This window comes from Allobranchiibius sp. GilTou73 (assembly GCF_021391335.1).
Classification (GTDB): Bacteria; Actinomycetota; Actinomycetes; order Actinomycetales; family Dermatophilaceae; genus Allobranchiibius; species Allobranchiibius huperziae.
The window spans coordinates 330,014-349,418 of sequence record NZ_CP090051.1 but is presented as its reverse complement, the minus strand read 5'-3'; the positions used below and the strand labels follow the sequence as shown (position 1 = coordinate 349,418).

Sequence of the window (19,405 nt, the reverse complement as noted above, 5' to 3'; positions counted from 1 at the left end):
CGAGCAGCGTGGTGGGGCACCCGGGTCGGCGCACCGGGTTAGCGTGTGCGGATGGGGACCTGGGACGCCGGTGTGACGCACCGATCGAGCCGTCGGGCGGTGCTGGCGGCGGGGGTCGTCGTGCCGGTCACGGCGCTCGCGAGCTGCACCGGCTCCGGCAGCGGTGGTGACGGCTCGAAGGACGCCGCCGCGAAGCTGGCCGCGGCGCTGCAGTCGGGGCATTTCACGGGCAGCCCGGTCACCGGGCAGGACGTCGACACGTCGTACGCCGCGGTCGTCCGCGGGCTGGGCGCCACCGCGCATACCGTGCGGGTCGTCAAAACGGTTGCAGGAGCCGCGAAGTCGTCGAAGACGGTGACGCTCGCGACGCAGTGGACGCTCGCCGGCGGCCGCCGATGGTCCTACGAGCACCAGGTCACCATGACGTCCGCGGACAAGAAGTGGTCGACGCCGTGGTCCTCCACCCTGGTCCAGCCGCAGCTGCGCACGGGCGAGCACCTGACGGCGGCATCGGTCGCGCAGGATCGCGGCGACATCACCGACGACAACGGCGACGCCATCGTGACCTACCGGCCCGTCTACCGGGTCGGCATCGATAAGACCAGGACGGCTGCCGCGACCGCGACGGCCTCGGCGACGAAACTCGCTGCGGTCGTCGGCGTGGACGCCGCGTCGTACGCGAAGAGTGTTGCGGCAAGCGGTCCCTCGGCGTTCGTCGAGGCCATCGTGCTGCGGACGCAGGCAGTGTCGGCCGCGGAGCAGTCCCGGATACGGGCGATCCCGGGGGCGGTGCTGATCTCCGATCGGCGCCCGCTCGCGCCGTCCGCGACCTTCGCCCGCGCGGTGCTCGGCACGGTCGGCCCGGCGACCGCGGAGATCATCAAGAACAGCAAGGGCACCAAGGACCCGGTGACCGCGACCGACCTGGTGGGCATCGGCGGCCTGCAGCAGCAGTACGACGCGCAGCTGCGGGGAACCGCCGCGTTGCAGATCAGCGCTGTGCTGCCCGGCGCCAGCGGTCCGCAGTCGGTGCGCACTCTCGCCTCGCTCGGCGCGGTCGCGCCGAAGCCGCTCCGGACCACGCTGCGTCAGGACCTGCAGTCCACTGCGGAGTCACTCCTGCAGGGCCAGAAGAGCCCGTCGGCACTGGTGGCGATCCGACCGTCGACCGGCGAGGTGCTGGTCGCGGCGTCCGGCGCGGGCTCGCAGGGATACGACACGGCGTTCCTCGGCCGCTACGCCCCGGGGTCGACCTTCAAGGTGGTCTCGTCGCTGGCGCTGCTGCGGTCCGGGCTGAAGATCACCGACACCGTCGACTGCACCCCGACGATCTCGGTGCAGGGCCGCATCGTGAAGAACTTTCCGGACTATCCCAAGGACAAGCTCGGGATGATCCCCTTCAAGACCGCTGTGGCCAACTCGTGCAACACCGTGATGATCCGCGGCGCCGACCGGGCGTCGCAGAGTTCCCTTGCGGTGGCTGCAGATTCGCTCGGCCTGACGCAGAACCCGTCCGACGGTCCGTTCTTCGGCAGCGTGCCGCCCGGGGACACCGGAGCCGACCATCAGGTGTCGATGATCGGGCAGGGCAAGGTGCTCGCGTCACCCCTCGGGATGGCGACCGTCGCAGCCTCGGTCGCGCACGGCGCTCGCGTCACGCCGTTCCTGCTGCCCGACCACAAGCCCACCGTGTCCAAGCAGCCGGCCACTCCGCTCACGGCTGCGGAGACGACGTCCTTACGCGCGCTGATGCGCGCCGTGGTGACCGAAGGTGGCGCGACGGGCCTGCAGTCGGTGCCCGGTGGGCCGGTGATGGCCAAGACCGGCACCGCCGAGTACGGCAGCGGCAACCCGCCGCAGACGCACTCGTGGATGATCGCGATCCAGGGCGACCTCGCGATCGCTGCCTTCGTCGAGACCGGCGGCTACGGCGGCGTGACCTGTCTGCCGATCGTGAAGGGCTTCCTCACCGCGGCTGGGAGGGTCTGACCGTCGACCATTAGGGTTTGCGCGTGCTCCATAACCTTCGCTTACCTGCCGGCCGATGGCTGGGAGCGCTGATCGTCCTCCTCTTCGGCGCCGTGGTGGCTCTTCCCGCGGCCGAAGCCGCCACATCCGGCGGTCCTCCTCAGAGCATCGGGCGGGCCTCGACGGCATCGGTCCCCAAGGTGCTGCGGGTCGGCACCGAGGGCACCTACCCGCCGTTCGACTTCAACCAGAGCGGAAAGCTCACCGGCTACGACGTCGAGGTGGTGCAGCAGATCGCCCAGCGCCTCGGCGTGAAGGTGCAGTTCGTGCAGGTCCCCTTCGATTCCCTCTTCGCGGCTCTCAAGGCCGGGCGCATCGACATGATCGCCGACCAGATCACGATCAACCCCGAGCGGCAGTCCCTCTACGACCTGTCCTCGCCGTACGTCGACACCACCGGGGTCATCGTCACCCGCAAGAGCGAGAACGACATCCACTCCCTCGCGGACATCAAGGGCCGGAAGGCCGCCGAGAGCAGCACCAGCAACTGGGGCGACATCGCCCGCAAGGCAGGCGCCCGCGTCCAGACGGTGGAGGAGCTCGACCAGTCGTTGAAGTTGTTGCAGGAGGGCCGCATCGACGTGCTCGTCAACGACCAGCTGGCCGTGAAGTACGCCATCCGGGTCACCGGTGCCAGCGATCTGAAGATCGCTGGGACGACATCGGATGCGAGCCAGTCGGCGTTCGCGGCCCGCAAGGGCAGCGGGTTCATGACCCAGATCGACACCCAGATCGCGGCCATGAAGTCCGACGGCAGCCTGAAGAAGATCTACGACAAGTACTTCACGGTGAAGCCGAAGGTGCCGAGCACCTGGGACACCGTGCGCAGCAACCTGGTGCCGATGTTGAAGGGTCTGCTGACCGGCACGCTTCCGCTGACGGCGATCAGCTTCGTGGTCGGGCTGATCATCGCGCTCGGTGTCGCGATGGCCCGGATGTCCAACCGGCTGCTGCTCTCCGGGGCGGCCCGCGTCTACATCGCGATTATCCGCGGCACACCGCTGCTGGTGCAGCTGTTCATCATCTTCTACGGGCTGCCCGAACTCGGCGTGAAGTTCAACCCCTTCCCGGCGGCGGTGCTCGCCTTCAGCTTGAACGTCGGTGGGTATGCCGCCGAGACGATCAGAGCCGCGATCCAGAGCATCCCGCGCGGGCAGTGGGAGGCAGCGTCGACCGTGGGGATGAACTATCCGACCGCGTTGCGGCGGGTGATCATCCCGCAAGCCGCGCGCACCGCCGTACCACCGTTGTCCAACGAGCTCATCTCGCTGGTCAAGGACACCTCGCTGGCTTCGACGATCATCGTCACTGAGCTGCTGCGAAAGGCGCAGGACGCAGCTGCGCCGAGCGGGAAGTATCTGGAGCTCTACTCCACGGCGGCGCTCTATTACCTGGTGATCTGCTTGATCCTGGCGTTCATCCAGGACCGACTCGAAGAACGACTGGGCAGGTTCGTGGCGCGATGAGTGATCTGGTGCAGGTCAGCGGTCTGGCGAAGTCGTTCGGCGACCACATGGTGCTCAAGGACATCGCCCTCAGGGTGCCTGCGGGATCTGTGACGGTGGTGCTGGGACCGTCAGGTTCCGGCAAGACCACCCTGCTGCGTGCGCTGAACGCGCTGGAGATCCCCGACTCCGGCACGGTCCGGATCGCCGACGTCGAGGTGGACTTCTCCAAGATCACCCCCGGTCGCGGGGGGCGGGTGCCGAAGCAGCAGGCGCGACTGCTGGCCCGGTACCGCGCACAGAGCGGGATGGTCTTCCAGAGTCACAACCTCTTCCCCCACCGCACGGTGCTGCAGAACCTCACCGAGGGTCCGGTCGTGGTGCAGAAGCGGCCGACGGCCGAGGCGACGGCGGCGGCCCGGGAGCTGCTGGCGAAGGTGGGTCTCGCCGATCAGGCCGACAAGCACCCCTTCCAGCTGTCCGGCGGGCAACAGCAGCGGGTCGGCATCGCCCGGGCGCTCGCGCTCCGTCCGGAGCTGCTGCTCTTCGACGAGCCCACCTCGGCCCTCGACCCCGAGCTGGTGGGTGACGTGCTCGGCGTGATGCGCGACCTCGCGCAGGAGGGCCGCACGATGATCGTGGTGACCCACGAGGTGCGCTTCGCCCAGCAGGTCGCCGACCAGGTGCTCTTCATCGACGGCGGCAGCGTCGTGGAGTCCGGACCGCCGAGTCAGGTCATCGCCGATCCTCAGCAGGAGCGCACCCGCACCTTCCTGCGCCGCATCCTCGACCCGCTCTGACCCCTCCCATCGGGGGGAGACAGCATCGAGGGGTGGCGATATATCGCCACCCCTCGATGCGTTTGCTACCCCTGACGGAGCGTGAGGATCAGCGGAAGGCGCCCTCGCCGGTCAGCGCCTGGCCCACGATCAGCTGGTGCACCTCGGAGGTGCCCTCGTAGGTCATCACCGACTCCAGGTTGTTGGCGTGCCGCATCACCGGGTAGTCCAGGGTGATGCCGTTGGCCGCGAGGATGGTGCGGCACTCGCGGGCGATCTTGATCGCCTCGCGGCAGCTGTTGAGCTTGCCGACGCTGACCTGCGCGGGCTGCAGGGTGCCGGCGTCCTTGAGGCGGCCGATGTGCAGGGCCAGCAACTGGCCCTTCATCAGCTCCAGCGTCATGTCGGCCAGCTTGGCCTGGGTGAGCTGGTAACCGGCGAGCGGCTTGTCGTAGATGACGCGCGAGTCGGCGTACTCCAACGCGGTCTCCAGACAGTCACGCGCGGCGCCCATGGCGCCGAAGATGATGCCGAAGCGGGCCTCGGACAGGCAGGTCAGCGGCCCGCGCAGCCCGGCGACCTCGGGGAGGACGGCGTCGCCCGGCAGTCGCATGTCCTCGAAGGACAGTCCGGCGGTCTTGGACGCCCGCAGCGACAGCTTGTGCTTGACCTCGGTGGCGGTGAAGCCCTTGGTTTCGGTCGGCACGACGAAACCGCGGATCTTGTCGTCGGTCTGCGCCCAGACGACGGCGACGTCGGCGACGGTGCCGTTGGTGATCCACATCTTGCTGCCGTTGATGACCCAGTCGTCGCCATCGCGCTTGGCGCGGGTGCGCATGCCGGCCGGGTCGGAGCCGAAGTCCGGCTCGGTGAGCCCGAAGCAGCCGAGCGCCTCACCGGCGGCCATCCGGGGCAGCCACTCCTGCTTCTGCTCCTCGCTGCCGAAGTGGTGGATCGCCGTCATCGCGAGCGAGCCCTGCACCGACATCAGGCTGCGCAGCCCGGAGTCGGCGGCCTCCAGCTCCTGGCACGCCAGGCCGTACATCGTGGCGGAGGCGCCGGCGCACTCGTAGCCGTCCAGGTGCATGCCGAGTACGCCGAGCGCCCCCAGCTGCTGGGCGATCTCGCGCGCCGGGATCTCGCCGGCCTCGAACCAGTCGGCCAGGTAGGGGCGCAGCTTGTCATCCGCGAAGGACCGGACCGTCGTGGCGAGGTCGCGTTCCTCCTCGGAGAGGAGCGAGTCGAAGGCGGTCAGCTTGTCCAGGGCGGGGTGTGCGATCACCCCTCCATCATGCCGCCCGCACGCCGCGGGGTCAGCCCTGCGGGCCCTGTTCGCGCCCCTCGATGCCCTTCGTGTCGGGGTTGGAGTCCTTCGACCGGGCGTTCTTGTCGTGGTCGGAGCCGACATCGCCCTTGAGTGCGTTGAAGATCGCCACACCCTGCCCGGCCAGACCGGTGACCAGGTCGGACAGCCCGTCCGAACCGTTGACGACCGTCATGTTCGCACCCGCCAGACCGGCGGCAGCCTTCTCGACGATCTGCGGCAACTGGGCGATGAGCGCCTGGTCCAGCGCGACCCGGTTGCTGGAGGCTGCTGCGGCCGCCTGGATCTGCACCTTCTCGGCGTCCGCGCGGGCCAGGATCCGCACGCGCTCGGCGTCCGCCTCGGCCGGCTTGACCACTTCGGCGACGAGCTGCTGCTGGCGCAGCTCGGCGTTGCGCTGAGCCAGCTCGGTCTGCGCGGCGATGACCTCGCGCTGTGCCTGCGCCTGCGCGAGTGGCCCGGCCTGGCTCGATTTCGCCTGTGCCGCCTGGGTCTCCGCGGTGTATCCGGCCTGGGTGACGGCGGTGTCGCGCTGGAACTGGGACTGCGCGCGCAGCGACTGCTGCTCGGCCTCGGCGGCGGCCTGGTTGGCGTTCGCCTGGGCGATCTGCGCCTGCTGCTGGATGCGCGCGTTGTGCGGCGCGGCCATGGCCTTGATGTAGCCGAGTCCGCCGTCATCGATGTTCTGGATCTGCAGCGCGTCGACGAGCAGACCCATCCGTGCCATCTCCTCCTTGGAGCCCTCGAGCACCTCACCGGCGAGCTTCTGCCGCTCGGTGATGATCTCCTCGACGGTCATCGAGCCGATGATGCTGCGCAGGTGCCCGGCGAAGATCCGCCCGGTGAGCGTGGCCATCTGGGTCTGGTCGGACAGGAAGCGCTGGCCGGCGTTCACGATCGAGTCGTTGTCGGAGCCGATCTTGGCGGCGATGACCGCCTTCACGGTGAGCGCGATGCCCTGCTTGGTGACGCAGGGCTCCTCGACCTCGGCCTCGAAGAGCGAGAGCGTGAGGAACTGCACCTTCCGGAAGACAGGGAGCACGAACGCGCCGTGGCCGGTGACGACGCGGAACGGGGACACGCCTGAGCCCTTGCCGCCCGAGATGAGCATGGCCTCGTCAGCGCGAGGGACCCGGTAACCGAACATTTCTCTCCTTGATGAGTGGGTGGTGCGCGCCGAACGTCGGCGAAGGATCAGGGGTGAGGGACGATCTAGAGACGCAGCAGGGAGTCCAGGCGTTCCCCCCAAGGGGCGACCTCGACGGTGCGCGGCCCGATCTCGCCGGTGCAGACGACCTGCTGCCCGCGGCGCAGGGGTTCGGGGGAGCGCGCGATGAACGCCTCGGTGCCACCCCTGATGCGGAACACCGCTTCCCCCGGTCCGTCGTCACCCTGCGTCGCCACCGTGAGGTGGCCGATCAGGCCGACCGGCGACAGATCAGACGTGCTCATCCGGACTTCCCGATCGGGCGGCTCCCTCGGCCGCCGTACTCCGTGAAAACTACACCTGCGCACCGAAGTAGGACGGCGTACCGGTCGATCGGGAGCACGACTGCTGCGTTCAGGGGTTGCGCTGCGACCACGCGGCCCGGACGACGTCGGCGAGCGGAGTGACGGGCCGCCCGATCAGCTCGGCCAGCGCGTCGCTGTGTGTCTCCAGGTCGCCGTGGGCGATGGAGCTGTCGATGCTCGCGACGAACTCCGCAGTGCCTTCATCGAGGCCGTTGCTGCGCAGCACCGCGACGTACTCGGCTGCGGGGACGTCCCGGTAGGCGACCGTCTTGCCGGACACCTCGCTGACCACGGCGGCCAACTCGGACATGTCGAACGACGGCCCGCCCAACTCGTAGGTGCGGTCGCCGGACTCGTCCTGCAGCAACGTGGCCACGGCCGCGACGGCGTAGTCCTGGCGGGCTGCCGCGGAGATCCGGCCGTCGCCCGCGGCGCCGACGATCTCGCCGTGCTCGAGGTACTGGTCCAACTGCCCGGTGTAGTTCTCGTCGTACCACCCGTTGCGCAGCAGCACGACCGGCACGCCGGACGCGCGCAGCAGGCGCTCGGTCTCCTGGTGCTCGCCGGCCAGCGGGTTGGTGGTGTCGTCGGCGTTGAGGATGCTCGTGTAGAAGATGCGCGTCGCGCCACCGGCCTTCGCCGCCTCGATGACGTTGGTGTGCTGGGGGATCCGCTGACCGGCGGTCGGGCCCGAGATCATCAGCACACGGTCGGCGTCGTGCAGAGCGGCGGTCATGGTCTCCGACCGGTCGTAGTCGCCCTCGCGGACCTGGACCCCGCGGTCGGCGAGATCGGCTGCCTTGCTCGGTGTCCGGACGACGGCCACGACGTCCTGGGCCGCCACGCCCCGGGCGAGCAACTCCTCGACGGCGAGGCGCCCTAACTGGCCGCTGGCGGCGGTGACGGTGTACGTGGGCATGGGGATCCTCCTGGTACGGAGCCTGGCCCGACGCGGGCGCGTCGTGTCTTCGGTGGCAACACCGCGGCGGGCTCGATCCATACCGCGCGACGTACGCCATTCGGGATGTCAGGCGAGCTCGGAGGAGACCAGTACCTGGGTGGCTACGGGCAGGGCGGCGGCCCGGTCGGCTGGGACCAGCCCGATCCGGGTGCGGCGGTCGATCAGGTCATCGACGTCGAGGGCACCCTCGTGGGTGACGCCGAAGGCCAGTTCCGCGCGGGTGACGAGTTGGCGCCCGTCGATCGGGGCGAGCAGGTCGGGGTCGTCGGTGAGCGACGTCGCCTCGGTGCCGTACTTGTGGACGAGCCGGGCGGGTGCGGCGAGCCGGTCGAGCACAGCGGGTGCGGCGGCCCCGACGAGCGGCAGGTCATGGGTGCAGCACGGGCCCGCGTCCAGTCGGCGCTCGCGGACCGCCGCGTCGACCGCGTCCTGGGCCATCCGGCGGTACGTCGTCAGCTTGCCGCCGATGACGGTCACCACCCCGTCCGGCGAGGTGAGCACCGCGTGCCGCCGGGAGATGTCGGCGGTCGAGCCGCCGGCGTCCAGCAGCGGGCGCAGACCGGCGTACGAGCCCACGACGTCGGCTCGGGTCAGCCGTCGCGCGAGCACCCGGCTGAAGGTCTCGAGCAGGAAGTCGATCTCACCATCGGTGGCGACCGGCACATCCGGCACGGGGCCGTCGGCGGCCTCGTCGGTGAGTCCGAGGTAGGTGCGGCCCTCCGGCTGCGGCAGCGAGAAGACGAAACGGCCCACGGAGCCGGGGACCGGCGCGTTGAGGATGACCCCGCTCCCGCCGAGCGTCTCCGAGCGCAGGACGAGGTGGGTGCCGCGCGACGGCCGGAGGCTGACCCCTGGCACGAGGCCGCCGGCCCAGACACCGGTGGCGTTCACCACCGCCCGTGCCGTGATGTCGTACGCGGTGCCGGTCAGTTCGTCGCGCACCCGGGCTCCGTCGCCGGCCACGTCCAGGGCGCGGACGCGGGTCAGCACGCGCGCTCCACGACCTGCTGCGGTGCGGGCCAGCGCGATGACGAGCCGGGCGTCGTCCTCGATGCGGGCGTCCCAGGCGGTGATCCCACCCCGCACGTCGTGTCGGAGCGCGGGTGCGAGTTCGCGGGCGCGAGCGGCACCGACGCGACTCGGCCGGGGCAGCAGGCCGCTCGGCGTACGGACGACCCGGCGCAGGACGTCACCCGCGACGAAACCGGCGCCGATGACCGCGGCGCTGCCGCGGGAGATGTCCGGGGTGAGCGGCACCAGCCACCGGGAGGGCCGCACGAGGTGGGGCGCCGTGCGGCGCAACAGGATCCCTCGCTCGGCCGCGCTCTCGTGGGCGATGCCGACCTGGCCGTGGGCGAGATAGCGCAGCCCACCGTGGGCGAGCTTCGAACTCCACCGCGACGTGCCGAACGCCAGGTCGTGTGCGTCGACGGCCACCACGCTCAGCCCCCTGGACGCCGCGTCGAGCGCCACACCGGCGCCGGTCGCGCCGAGTCCGATCACCAGGAGGTCGACCCGGCGCCCGTCGGTGGCCTCGGCGAGCTCACGCGCCCGACGGGGGTGGTTGAGGGCGGTGTCGCCGGACATGGATGCCTTCCGAGAGTGCCCTTCGCGGGCAGATGCTGTCGAGTGGCTGAGAGCATCGACGTTGCAATGTTACGGGTCAAAGCACTGTGTCACACTCTAGCCCATGAGTGATCGGATGCACTGGTCCCGCTGGGGAGACCCGGCTCGCACGACGACTCTTCCCGCGAACGCCCTGGCAATGCTCGAGCTCGCGTTCGGGCCGCCCGCGCCACGGCCCGCCGTGGATCAGCAGGCCGTGCAGCTTCCAGCCGTCGGACTGCCGGACGACGTCCTCGACGCCCTGCGGGACGCGATCGGTGTCGAGCACGTCGACACGGGCGTTGAGCCGCGGCTGCTGCATACGGGTGGCAAGTCCACCCCTGACCTGCTGGCCCTGCGCGGTGGCGACGCCGCAGCTGCCCCGGACGCGGTGCTGCGACCCGCCGACCACGACGAGGTGCAGGCGCTCGTGAGCCTCTGCTCCGAGCGTCGGATCGCCGTCGTGCCCTACGGCGGCGGCACCTCGGTCGTCGGCGGCCTCACCGCCTCGAGGGACGGGCTCGTCGCGGTGGTCGCGATCGATCTCGGCCGGCTCGACCGTCTGGTCGACGTGGATGAGGTGTCCAGCACGGCGGTGCTGCAGGCCGGGGTCTCCGGGCCGCGCGCGGAGGAGCTGCTGGGCGAGCACGGGATGACCCTCGGCCACTTCCCCCAGTCGTTCGAGTTCGCGACCGTCGGCGGCTTCGCAGCGACCCGCTCGAGCGGCCAGTCCTCCTCGGGATATGGCCGATTCGACACGATGGTCGTCGGGCTCAAGGTCGCGACGCCGCTCGGCACCTGGGAGCTCGGCGTCGCGCCGGCGAGCGCCGCCGGGCCCGATCTGCGTCAGCTCGTGCTCGGCTCCGAGGGCACGCTCGGGATCGTCACCGAGGTGCGACTCGCCGTGCGGACGAAACCCGTGACCGCGGTCTACGAGACCTGGCGCTTCCCGACGTTCGTCGGTGGGGCGACCGCGATGCGCACCCTGACCCAGGACGGCATCAACCCCACGGTGCTGCGATTGTCCGACGAGACCGAGACGTCGTTGAACCTCGCGAAGCCGGAGAGCATCGGCGCCGATTCGGGCGGCGGTGCGCTGATGGTCTGCGGATACGAGGGCACGGACGATCGGGTGGAGCGGATGCGCCGTGAGGTCGGCGAGGTGCTGCAGGGTCTGGGCGGCACCCCGCTCGGTGCCGAGGACGGCGAGGAGTGGGCCGAGGGCCGGTTCAACGCGCCCTACCTGCGCGACGCGCTGCTCGACCAGGGCGTCCTGGTCGAGACGCTGGAGACGGCGACGTTCTGGAGCAACCTGGATCACCTGTACGCGCAGGTGAAGGCGGCGCTCGAGGGCGCGCTGAGCGCTCAGGGGACGAACCCGATCGTGTTGTGCCACATCTCGCATGTCTACCGCACGGGGGCCTCGCTCTACTTCACGGTGGCGTGCCGGGAGACCGACGACCCGCGCGCCCAGTGGTACACCGCCAAGCAGGCCGCGTCCGACGCGATCGTCGCGGCCGGCGGGACGATCACCCACCACCACGCGGTCGGCCGGGACCATAAGCCCTGGTACGCCGAGGAGATCGGCCCCATCGGCACGGACGTGCTGCGCGCGGTCAAGCGGAGCGTCGACCCTGCAGGGGTCCTGAACCCGGGTGTACTGATCCCATGACGCGGGCCTTCCATCTCCTCGTGAATCCGAACTCCGGAGCAGGACGCGGCGCCCGCATGGCTGCCGAGGTCGGTGCAGCCCTTCGGGCGCGGGGTGCCGAGGTGCGGTCCACAGTGAGTCCCGGCATCGAGGCGGCCGACGACCTGGTCGCCGACACCGGCGAGGGCGAGGTGTGCGTTGCGGTCGGTGGTGACGGGATGGTGAGCTCCGTGGCCGCCGCCGCGGTGCGTCATGGGGTCACGCTCGGGATCGCGCCCGCGGGCCGGGGGAACGACTTCGCCCGCCAACTGGGCATACCGAGGCACGGGGAGCTGCTTGCGTCGCTTCTGTGCGACGGCGACGTGCGTCCCGTCGACGCGATCGGTGTCGGCGACAGGGTCGTGGTCGGCAGCGTCTACGCCGGTGTCGACTCCCTCGCGTCGCAGCTCGTGAACGAGATGAAGCGGGTGCCGGGAGCTCTGCAGTACCCGCTGGGGGCGCTCCGTGCGATGGCGACGTTCCCGGTCACGACGTACCGCGTCACGGTCGACGGCGCCGAGCACACCTTCGAGGGGTTCACCGTCGTGGCCGCCAACTCCGGCTACTACGGCAAGGGCATGCACATCGCCCCGGACGCCGACCCGCGCGACGGGCTGCTCGACGTCCTGCTCCTCGGAGCGGGCAGCCGGGCGAGCTTCATCCGCAAGCTGCCGCAGGTCTACCGCGGCACCCACACCGCCAACGCGGAGATCGTCGTGCTGCGCGGGCGCGAGGTGCGTATAGAGGCCGATGGCGTCCAGGCGTACGCCGACGGCGACCCTCTCGCTCCGCTGCCGATCATGGCGACGGTGCTGCCGGGCGCGCTGCGGATCATCTCGCCCGACCCCTCGGCCGTCACGCGCTGAGCACGACGCACGAAGAACGGCCCTGATCCGCGTTTCCGCAGGTCAGGGCCGTTCTGTGAGCTGGTCGGGGTGACAGGATTTGAATTCTCTACGCGCCCGTCTCTTGCTCGGCGCAGATCCACCCTATATGCCTCTGACCTGCGACGTTGTAGCCTTCAACGTATGGGAGCCGTGGGCGTAAGAAGACCCAAAGTACCTCCAGTTATGCCCCAGTTATGCCCAAATGTGTCCGCAAACGGCGCGTCGTGACCCGGGCGAAGCGGGACTTCGGGACGATCCGGAGGCGTTCAAACCGCCGCTATCAGGCGTACTACATGGGCCCGGATGAGGGGATCCACCGTGCGCCGTCGACCTTCCAGACGAAGTCAGACGCCGAGGGTTGGCTCGCAGGCGAGCGTCGGCTCATTCAGAACGACGAGTGGTCGCCCGCCAAGTCGCGACGGGCACAGGTTCAGCGCGCGACGGAGGCATTCGGCCCGTACGCCGAGTCGTGGCTGCTGCAGCGCGAGGTCAAGCAGCTCACTCGTGCGCTTTATCGGAGGCAGCTGGATCGGTTCATCCTTCCGGTGTTCGCCGAGGTGTCACTGCGAGACATCACGCCGCCCGTCGTCCGAACTTGGTACGCGACCCTCGATCCGAACACCCCGACTCAACGAGCGCAGGTCTACTCGCTGTTGCGCGCCGTTCTGAACGAGGCAGTGCGGGACGACATCCTGACCAAGAACCCGTGCACCATCCGAAGCGCCGGCATCGCAAGACGGCAGCGCCCGATAGACCCGGCATCTCCCGAGGAGATCGTCACGCTGATGAACGAAATGCCGCAGCGTTACTGGGCTTTCATTCTCATCGCGGCATGGTGTGGACTGCGCTTCGGTGAGCTCGCCGAGCTACGTCGCGGAGATGTTGATGTCAGGGCGGGCCTCATCCACGTGCGACGAGCAGTTACGTGGGACCACAGCACCCCGGTCGTCGGTACACCCAAGAATGGTCAACAGCGGTCTGTGTCGATGCCACCCCACATCGTCGAGGCTGTCACGAACCATCTCCGCTTCGTTGAACGAGACACGGATGCACTGCTGTTCGCAGCCGTGGGGGACAGGACTCGCCAGGTCCATTCCAACACCGTCCGCCGCCACTGGATGAAGGCCAGGACGGCCGCCGGACGCCCGGACATGCGCCTCCACGACCTCCGCCACACCGGCGCGGTGCTCGCTGCACTAGCCGGCGCGACACCCAAGGAGACGATGGACCGGCTTGGGCACCTCACCGCGGAGGCGGCGATGCGATACCAGCATGTCGCACGGGGCCGCGATGCCGAGATCGCGGCGAAGCTTTCGGAGCTGGCAGGTTACTGAGAGCTGCAGGCTACTGAACTGCTTATCGGAACAGCCGTTCTACGTTCGATTCCTCCCGCAGGCGACAGATGCGGGCGACGCACCGCAACATGGCTAACAACCGCGTTGGCAAGAAGCCCCGTGCGCCGGTGCACGCTTGAGCTGGTGCCCGGCGCGTAAAAGCGATGTCGTCAAACGACACCCGCGCAGGAAGACCCACTGAGCCAGTGCTTTGAGCAAAGATGCGCGGATGACTCATAGCGGCGAGGGGACCGTGCCGGTGTGGCCGCTGGCCACGAAAGACGACACCCGTATGCCTGGGATCTTCGAGGGGACCAGGACGATGTCTCCGCAGCGTCTCGCCGAGCTGCGGTCGGCGTTGGCGGCGTTCGCGGATTCGCCGGTGGTCACGCTTGAGGCGCACCCGATGCCGAAAGAGTTTGACCGCAGCGTGGGCATACCGCTCGATGCAATGAGCCCCCTCGCCAAGCACCTCAGTGAGCTTGTGACGCGCACCGCTCTGTCCGCTTCCACGCCGGCCGACGTTGCAGGTTCTGGTGAGCTCCTCTACCGCATGGTGGTCCCGGCGAAGGTGGCTGCCCAAGTGGGTAAAGGCCTGGTTCGCCCTATGGTCGCGAAGGGAGTCGCGGGTGGGATCCGCGGTCCGCTGGTCGATGCGAGCGGGGTGGTAGCACAGGCATCGTTTGTTCCTGTTCCTGCCGAAGCTGCGACGGCTGGCGCGGTGAGTGGAGCCGCGGGCACGGCCGGGGCAGCAGCAGCAGGGGCAGGGGCTCTGACAGTGGCCGCTCCACTGGTGTTGATGGCGGTGGCAGTTGGGGTCAGCGCGTATGCCGATCATCAACGGCAACGTGCGATTGAGAACATTACGAGACTTCTGGAGAAGCTTCACTCGGACAACCTCGACCGCGAGCGCGCGGACCTCAACGGATGCCAGGACGCGATAGACAAGGCGACTTCCATCCTCTTGGATCGTGGCAAGATTGGGGCCTCCCTCGGTTTGGACTCCGCGGTCAACGTGATCGACACCGCCATTGCCCTCGCACGTGATCGACTTGCCCGGTGGCGTACAGCGGTAGACCGCCTACCCGAGGGGCCGGTGCCGCTGGACAGGGTGACTTCGGAGTTCCGCGGCATCGAGGGCCGTGGTGGAGAATTCCGTGCGCACCTTGAACTTGCGGCGCTAGCGATTGCGCTGAAGCGCAGAGTGGTGGTTTTGCAAGCGGTTGAGCACGGTCAGGGAGATGAGACCAATCCCTTCGAACAGTTCGTGAAGAGCCTTCAGCAGGACAACGCGCGCGTCGACAAGTTGGAGGGCGATATTGCAGCCGTCCTGACGCAAATCTCCGGTCTGCGACTTCGCGCTCCGGAGCGCCTGCGCGAAACCCTTCTTCCTCGAGGGAACGTCGACGCGCTCCTTCGTGCCTCCTACCGGCTGCGCGATCTCGCCGACGACGTTCGTTCAGGCGGCCATGTGACGGATGTCGTCATTGAGATTGTCAAGAACGGCGATGGTTCCATCCTCGTGTTGCCTGCCACCGCCATATAGCCTCGCCCTCGCGACCGGTCCGCCCTTTAGCGCTCTGCGATAGGGCGAGCACGGCACGGCCCCGATCCCTTTCTGGTCGCTGCGGACCGTCAGTGACGCCGTCAGTTCTCGGGCCAGTCGTCAGAGATGCGCAAGCCGACCTGCCGCATCGATGCACCACCCCCCTGGGCCGGGCACTTGAAACTACCGCACACGTATTCCGACAGAGCCGTAACCTGCCAGGGCTGATCCGGCCTAGGCTGGGGCCCATGCACACCGAAAACTTCGGGCAGTGGATCCAAGAGTGGTGGGCGCCTGGAACTACCGGAGATCTAATTTCATGGTCCATTACTGCGGTGATGGCCCTTTATGCATATTTTTCTCGGCGTGCTGGTAAGAGGCGGGAGCAGGCCCTCCAGGTTACGGCTTGGATCGATCACCGGTCTGACGGGCGAATTGTTGCTCGTGCCCGTAACTCGTCGAGGGACCGCATTGAAGCTGTAGGACTAATGGTGGCCCCAGTCCATGAGAATCTCGAGTTCTCAGATGAAGCGGGCTCTGAAGCCCAGTTTTTCACTGTGCCTGCGATTGGGCCTGAGCGAAGTGTGGAATTCTTGCTTGGCTTTGGGGTACAGCTCGCAGGAGACCTTCGAATTCGGCTCTACTTTTCCGATCACCAGACAAGGTCGTGGACCCTATTTGAGAGTGGACGCCTCAAACGTGGTCAACGACTCTCGAAAGCGTTCTTCTCGGGCCTCAACCTTGGTTCGCCAGCAAGAGTAACCAATCATGAGAATTCGCTAGACGAGGAGGATCGAAAGGAGACTCTGCCTGATCTTGACATAACGCGCCTAGATATCGACCCATCCGATGGGACGAATATAATAATGACATTTCTCCCGAAGGAAGGTGAATTCAAGGTGAGCACGTTCGCCGAGCTAAAGCGGGAAGACGGCAAAAAAGCCCGTATCTCCCTTGACGACGGAGACCATCTTCTTTCGTTGAAAATATGCCTTCTGCCCACTGATATTAAGAATTACTGCTTTCCACATTACGTGAAGACCGACAGTAAAGTCTTGGTTCTATTTGGAGCAGCTTCCGAACCTGAGGATGCCGTTTTTGCGCACATGGAAGAGATGTCTGATGCTTTCCAATTGGGCGGGATGAATACTCCCTGGCCTGAGCTGGGGGCGATCGCATACAACGATATTGGTCGACCCGTGTGCATCGCCATCGAGAGGACAGCCTTGCATCCTGCGTTCTTAACCGATTAGAAGTGACTATCCGACCGGCTTCATTCAAGATGAAGCCGGTCTTCCGGTCGGCCTCGACGAAGTCCGTCAATGTGCGCGAGTGGCTGATAGCAGCAGAGGAATGGCCTTAGTCCAGAGGGCAGGGACCCGCGTACGTGTCCGCTTCTTAAACTTCACGTAATTCTGAGCGGGCAGTATCGCTATAAGGCGGGCGAACTCGCGCGGTAGCGCGATGGCCGAACAATAGGTATGCAGCCGGAATGAGCACCGGCGGTTCGATCCAGGTCAGACGGATCGGCCCGCAGCACGCGAACCCGCGTAGCTACGCGGAGAGCGCTGACCGTTTCGAACGTGTAAGGGGTGTCTACGAGGCCGGGCACGCCCGTGTCGTGTGCGAACAAGGTCGCTGCCCGCGCGTCCTCATGCGGCTAGCGCCAAGAGCTACCAGCCTGTGCCGGAATGGATCCGGCGGAGAGCGTTGGCGCGGACCGTTAGCTGCGCAACTGCTCCTCCAACGATGCTGCCACTGCTTCGAACTCGGCGAGTGAAGCGGTGAGGTCTTCAACGATCTCGCGGGCGATCACGTCTGGCGACGGGAGGTTGTCGAGGTCCTCGAGCGAGTCGTCCTTGAGCCACGTGATGTCGAGGTTGGCCTTGTCGCGCGCGACGATCTCGTCGTACGTGAACGATTTCCAGCGTTCGGACTCGACGCGCTCTGTCGCGGTGCACGCCGCAACGAACTCGTCGAGGTCCGCACGCCGCAGCGGGTTTTGCTTGAGGGTGAAGTGCTTGTTGGTACGCAGGTCGTAGACCCAGAGCCGCTCGGTCCACGGCTGCCCGGGCCGGGCGAGCTTCTTGTCGAAGAACAGCACGTTCGCCTTGACGCCCTGGGCGTAGAAGAGTCCGGTCGGCAAACGGAGCATGGTGTGCAGGTCGAAATCGGCCAGCAGCTTGCGGCGGATGGTCTCGCCGGCGCCGCCTTCGAACAGCACGTTGTCCGGCAGGACGACAGCCGCGCGACCGTTGGTGTCGAGGATTGTGGCGATGTGCTGGACGAAGTTCAGCTGCTTATTGCTCGTGGTTGCAACGAAATCCTGGCGTTCGATCTCGCGGTCCTCCCGCGCCTCTCGACCATCCGCACCGATCATGGTCAACGACGACTTCCGACCGAACGGCGGGTTCGAGAGCACGACGGACCAGCGGCGACCGGGATCTGCGATCAAAGAGTCGCGCACCTCGATGAGGGAAGCGCCATTGGATGTCCCCATGCCATGCAGCAGCAGGTTCATCGCGGCGAATCTGGCTGTGCCGTCGACAAGTTCGTAACCGGCCACGAAGTCGTCGCGTAGGTGGTCGCGCTGCGTCGGCGTCATCGATTCGGCGCCGCGCGAGGCGTGGTCATGAGCAACCAAGAGGAACCCGCCGGTACCGCAGGCCGGATCGACGACCGTGTCATCGACCGTCGGTTGTACGACGTCGACGATCGCCTCGATCAATGCGCGGGGCGTGAAGTACTGCCCGGCACCGGAGCCCTTATCGGACGCACCCTTGGAGAGGAGGTCTTCGTACGCGTCGCCCTTGATGTCGGTGCCAGACTGCGACCAGTTCTCCTTGTCGATGAGATCGACGACGAGCCGTCGCAGCTTCGCCGGGTCCTGGATGCGGCTTTGTGCCTTTCGGAAGATCGTGCCGATAACACCACTCTCGCGGGCGAGGCCGTTGAGGATGCGGGTGTACTCGAACTCGAGCCGATCACCCTGCGCGTCGAGGAGATTCTGCCACGAGTACTCATCAGGCACGATCCGCTCGGGCACGAGCTTCCGGGTGGCCCGCTCTTGCGCCATCTTCAGGAACAGCAGGTATGTCAGCTGCTCGGTGTACTCGATGACACCGACCCCGTCGTCGCGGAGCACATCGCAATACGACCAGAGCTTGTCGACCAGGCGGCGCGAGTCAGTCATTTGATTCTCCTGGGACGAGGAAGTCGTGGCGCCGCGCCTCGGCGGAGAATCTAGGGACGTCGGATCGCCCGAGTATGCCGAGAAGTCTTGACATGGTCAGCGGCGGCCTGTTGGCGTCGAGCACTTGGCCGATTAGCGCGGCGCCAACGCGAGCGGGATGCAGGTCGAGTTGGTCCAGCAGGAAGTCGTCGGGATGCACAACCGTCACTGCATGAGGTGCGAGCGACGACGCGGGGAAGTCTTTGATATTGAACGTGATCAGGACCTCGGCATGCCCTCGTACGGCCGCGGCCAGCACGTGCCGATCCTTCGGCTCGCAGGTCATGGCGTGTGCGAGATCCTCATAATCTGCGACAGCGGCATCGGGAAACGCTGCGCGCATCGCTGAGACCCGTCGCCTTGCGCCCTCTGGTCCGACGCGGTCGGCGAGGTTGCGTTCGAGCTCGGTCAGCACTCCATCCGACCAGAGGATCTGGTAGGCACCGAGCTCAGCAAGACGAAGGAAGGTGTCGTTAAGCGTGCCGCCGAACAGCGCGCACGTGTCGAAGAAGACGGGGAACGTCACGGATCAGCGGGTGCGCGGTGCAGGGCCGTCTGTGGCGTCGTACAGGCCGTCCTCCTGGCCTTGCCGCTGCATCTCGGACAGAGCATTTCGTCGCTGAACACGTTGCCGCTCTTGGAACTCAACCAGGTCGCTCAGCTGGACGAAGCGATGCCGTCCCGGCTTCTCCATCGGTAGATCCCCGCGCTCAAGCATCCGGACCAAGGTCGGACGAGAGACTCCGAGGTAGTCCGCGGCCTCCTGGGTTGTCAGCATTGCGTTGAGCGGGGCGACCGTGACGCCCATGCCGCCAGCCAATGCCTCGGCGACCTGCTTGAGAACCTCGTACATGGCGGGAGGGAGTTCGTGGCGTGTGCCGTCGGCGGCGACGAGAGACGGCATTGCCTCTGGTGCGCGAACGCCAGCGGCTTCCAGCGCGCGGACGAAGTCGAGGATCTGGGCGTCTTCTTGATCATCCGTGATGTACGTGCGTGGCGCGGGTACTGCTGCAGCCCGGCGCATGATCTACCTCCTCGGTTCTACTGACTACCCTACATCAA

The 19,405-nt window shown here is 67.3% G+C and carries 16 protein-coding genes; 8 read left to right on the top strand and 8 right to left on the bottom strand.

Annotation, left to right across the window (positions count from 1 at the left end):
• Positions 1-51: 51 nt before the first annotated feature.
• Genes LVQ62_RS01660 through LVQ62_RS01645 form a run of 3 tightly spaced genes read left to right on the top strand, consistent with a single transcriptional unit; the run spans position 52 to position 4,273 of the window.
• The gene (locus LVQ62_RS01660; protein ID WP_233764127.1) at positions 52-1,989 is read left to right on the top strand and encodes a penicillin-binding transpeptidase domain-containing protein; all 1,938 of its coding nucleotides are present in this window, start codon (positions 52-54) and stop codon (positions 1,987-1,989) included.
• 23 nt (positions 1,990-2,012) lie between these two features.
• Complete coding sequence (locus LVQ62_RS17675; RefSeq protein WP_370639656.1) at positions 2,013-3,494, top strand: ABC transporter substrate-binding protein/permease; 1,482 nt, start codon at positions 2,013-2,015, stop codon at positions 3,492-3,494.
• Positions 3,491-4,273: an amino acid ABC transporter ATP-binding protein gene (locus tag LVQ62_RS01645; protein WP_281373808.1), complete on the top strand. Its 783-nt coding sequence runs from the start codon at positions 3,491-3,493 to the stop codon at positions 4,271-4,273. The genes LVQ62_RS17675 and LVQ62_RS01645 overlap by 4 nt, the downstream gene beginning before the upstream one ends.
• Before the next feature lie 88 nt (positions 4,274-4,361).
• Here the strand turns inward: LVQ62_RS01645 and LVQ62_RS01640 are convergent, their stop codons facing one another.
• From LVQ62_RS01640 to LVQ62_RS01620, 5 genes are all read right to left on the bottom strand, one after another.
• Complete coding sequence (locus LVQ62_RS01640) at positions 4,362-5,531, bottom strand: acyl-CoA dehydrogenase family protein (RefSeq protein WP_370639695.1); 1,170 nt, start codon at positions 5,529-5,531, stop codon at positions 4,362-4,364.
• A 34-nt stretch (positions 5,532-5,565) separates the two neighbouring features.
• On the bottom strand, positions 5,566-6,723 hold the full coding sequence (locus LVQ62_RS01635; protein ID WP_233764123.1) for a flotillin family protein: 1,158 nt from the start codon (positions 6,721-6,723) through the stop codon (positions 5,566-5,568).
• Positions 6,724-6,788: 65 nt separating this feature from the next.
• The gene (locus tag LVQ62_RS01630; RefSeq protein WP_179478609.1) at positions 6,789-7,028 is read right to left on the bottom strand and encodes a hypothetical protein; all 240 of its coding nucleotides are present in this window, start codon (positions 7,026-7,028) and stop codon (positions 6,789-6,791) included.
• 109 nt (positions 7,029-7,137) lie between these two features.
• Positions 7,138-8,007, bottom strand: coding sequence for an SDR family oxidoreductase (locus LVQ62_RS01625; protein WP_233764122.1), 870 nt, complete (start codon positions 8,005-8,007; stop codon positions 7,138-7,140).
• 108 nt (positions 8,008-8,115) lie between these two features.
• Complete coding sequence (locus LVQ62_RS01620; RefSeq protein ID WP_233764119.1) at positions 8,116-9,636, bottom strand: glycerol-3-phosphate dehydrogenase/oxidase; 1,521 nt, start codon at positions 9,634-9,636, stop codon at positions 8,116-8,118.
• A 103-nt stretch (positions 9,637-9,739) separates the two neighbouring features.
• Here LVQ62_RS01620 and LVQ62_RS01615 point away from each other — a divergent pair, with 103 nt between their 5' ends.
• The 5 genes from LVQ62_RS01615 to LVQ62_RS01595 all read left to right on the top strand — a co-directional run bounded on the left by LVQ62_RS01615 (position 9,740) and on the right by LVQ62_RS01595 (position 16,364).
• Positions 9,740-11,326, top strand: a complete 1,587-nt coding sequence (locus tag LVQ62_RS01615; RefSeq protein ID WP_233764114.1) for an FAD-binding oxidoreductase — start codon at positions 9,740-9,742, stop codon at positions 11,324-11,326.
• Positions 11,323-12,210, top strand: a complete 888-nt coding sequence (locus LVQ62_RS01610; protein ID WP_255696485.1) for a diacylglycerol kinase family protein — start codon at positions 11,323-11,325, stop codon at positions 12,208-12,210. The genes LVQ62_RS01615 and LVQ62_RS01610 overlap by 4 nt, the downstream gene beginning before the upstream one ends.
• Positions 12,211-12,455: 245 nt before the next feature.
• Positions 12,456-13,565: a tyrosine-type recombinase/integrase gene (locus tag LVQ62_RS01605; RefSeq protein WP_233764110.1), complete on the top strand. Its 1,110-nt coding sequence runs from the start codon at positions 12,456-12,458 to the stop codon at positions 13,563-13,565.
• A 229-nt stretch (positions 13,566-13,794) separates the two neighbouring features.
• A complete protein-coding gene (locus LVQ62_RS01600; protein WP_233764108.1) occupies positions 13,795-15,111 on the top strand; it encodes a hypothetical protein in 1,317 nt (438 codons plus the stop codon).
• A 248-nt stretch (positions 15,112-15,359) separates the two neighbouring features.
• Positions 15,360-16,364, top strand: coding sequence for a hypothetical protein (locus LVQ62_RS01595; protein ID WP_233764106.1), 1,005 nt, complete (start codon positions 15,360-15,362; stop codon positions 16,362-16,364).
• 470 nt (positions 16,365-16,834) lie between these two features.
• Here LVQ62_RS01595 and LVQ62_RS01590 read toward each other — a convergent pair whose 3' ends face one another.
• Genes LVQ62_RS01590 through LVQ62_RS01580 form a run of 3 tightly spaced genes read right to left on the bottom strand, consistent with a single transcriptional unit; the run spans position 16,835 to position 19,367 of the window.
• On the bottom strand, positions 16,835-18,304 hold the full coding sequence (locus LVQ62_RS01590) for a class I SAM-dependent DNA methyltransferase (RefSeq protein WP_233764104.1): 1,470 nt from the start codon (positions 18,302-18,304) through the stop codon (positions 16,835-16,837).
• Positions 18,297-18,869, bottom strand: a complete 573-nt coding sequence (locus LVQ62_RS01585; protein WP_233764096.1) for a PIN domain-containing protein — start codon at positions 18,867-18,869, stop codon at positions 18,297-18,299. The genes LVQ62_RS01590 and LVQ62_RS01585 overlap by 8 nt, the downstream gene beginning before the upstream one ends.
• A gap of 3 nt (positions 18,870-18,872) precedes the next feature.
• Positions 18,873-19,367 (bottom strand): helix-turn-helix domain-containing protein, encoded by a 495-nt coding sequence (locus LVQ62_RS01580; protein ID WP_233764095.1) that lies wholly within the window; start codon positions 19,365-19,367, stop codon positions 18,873-18,875.
• Positions 19,368-19,405 lie beyond the last annotated feature (38 nt).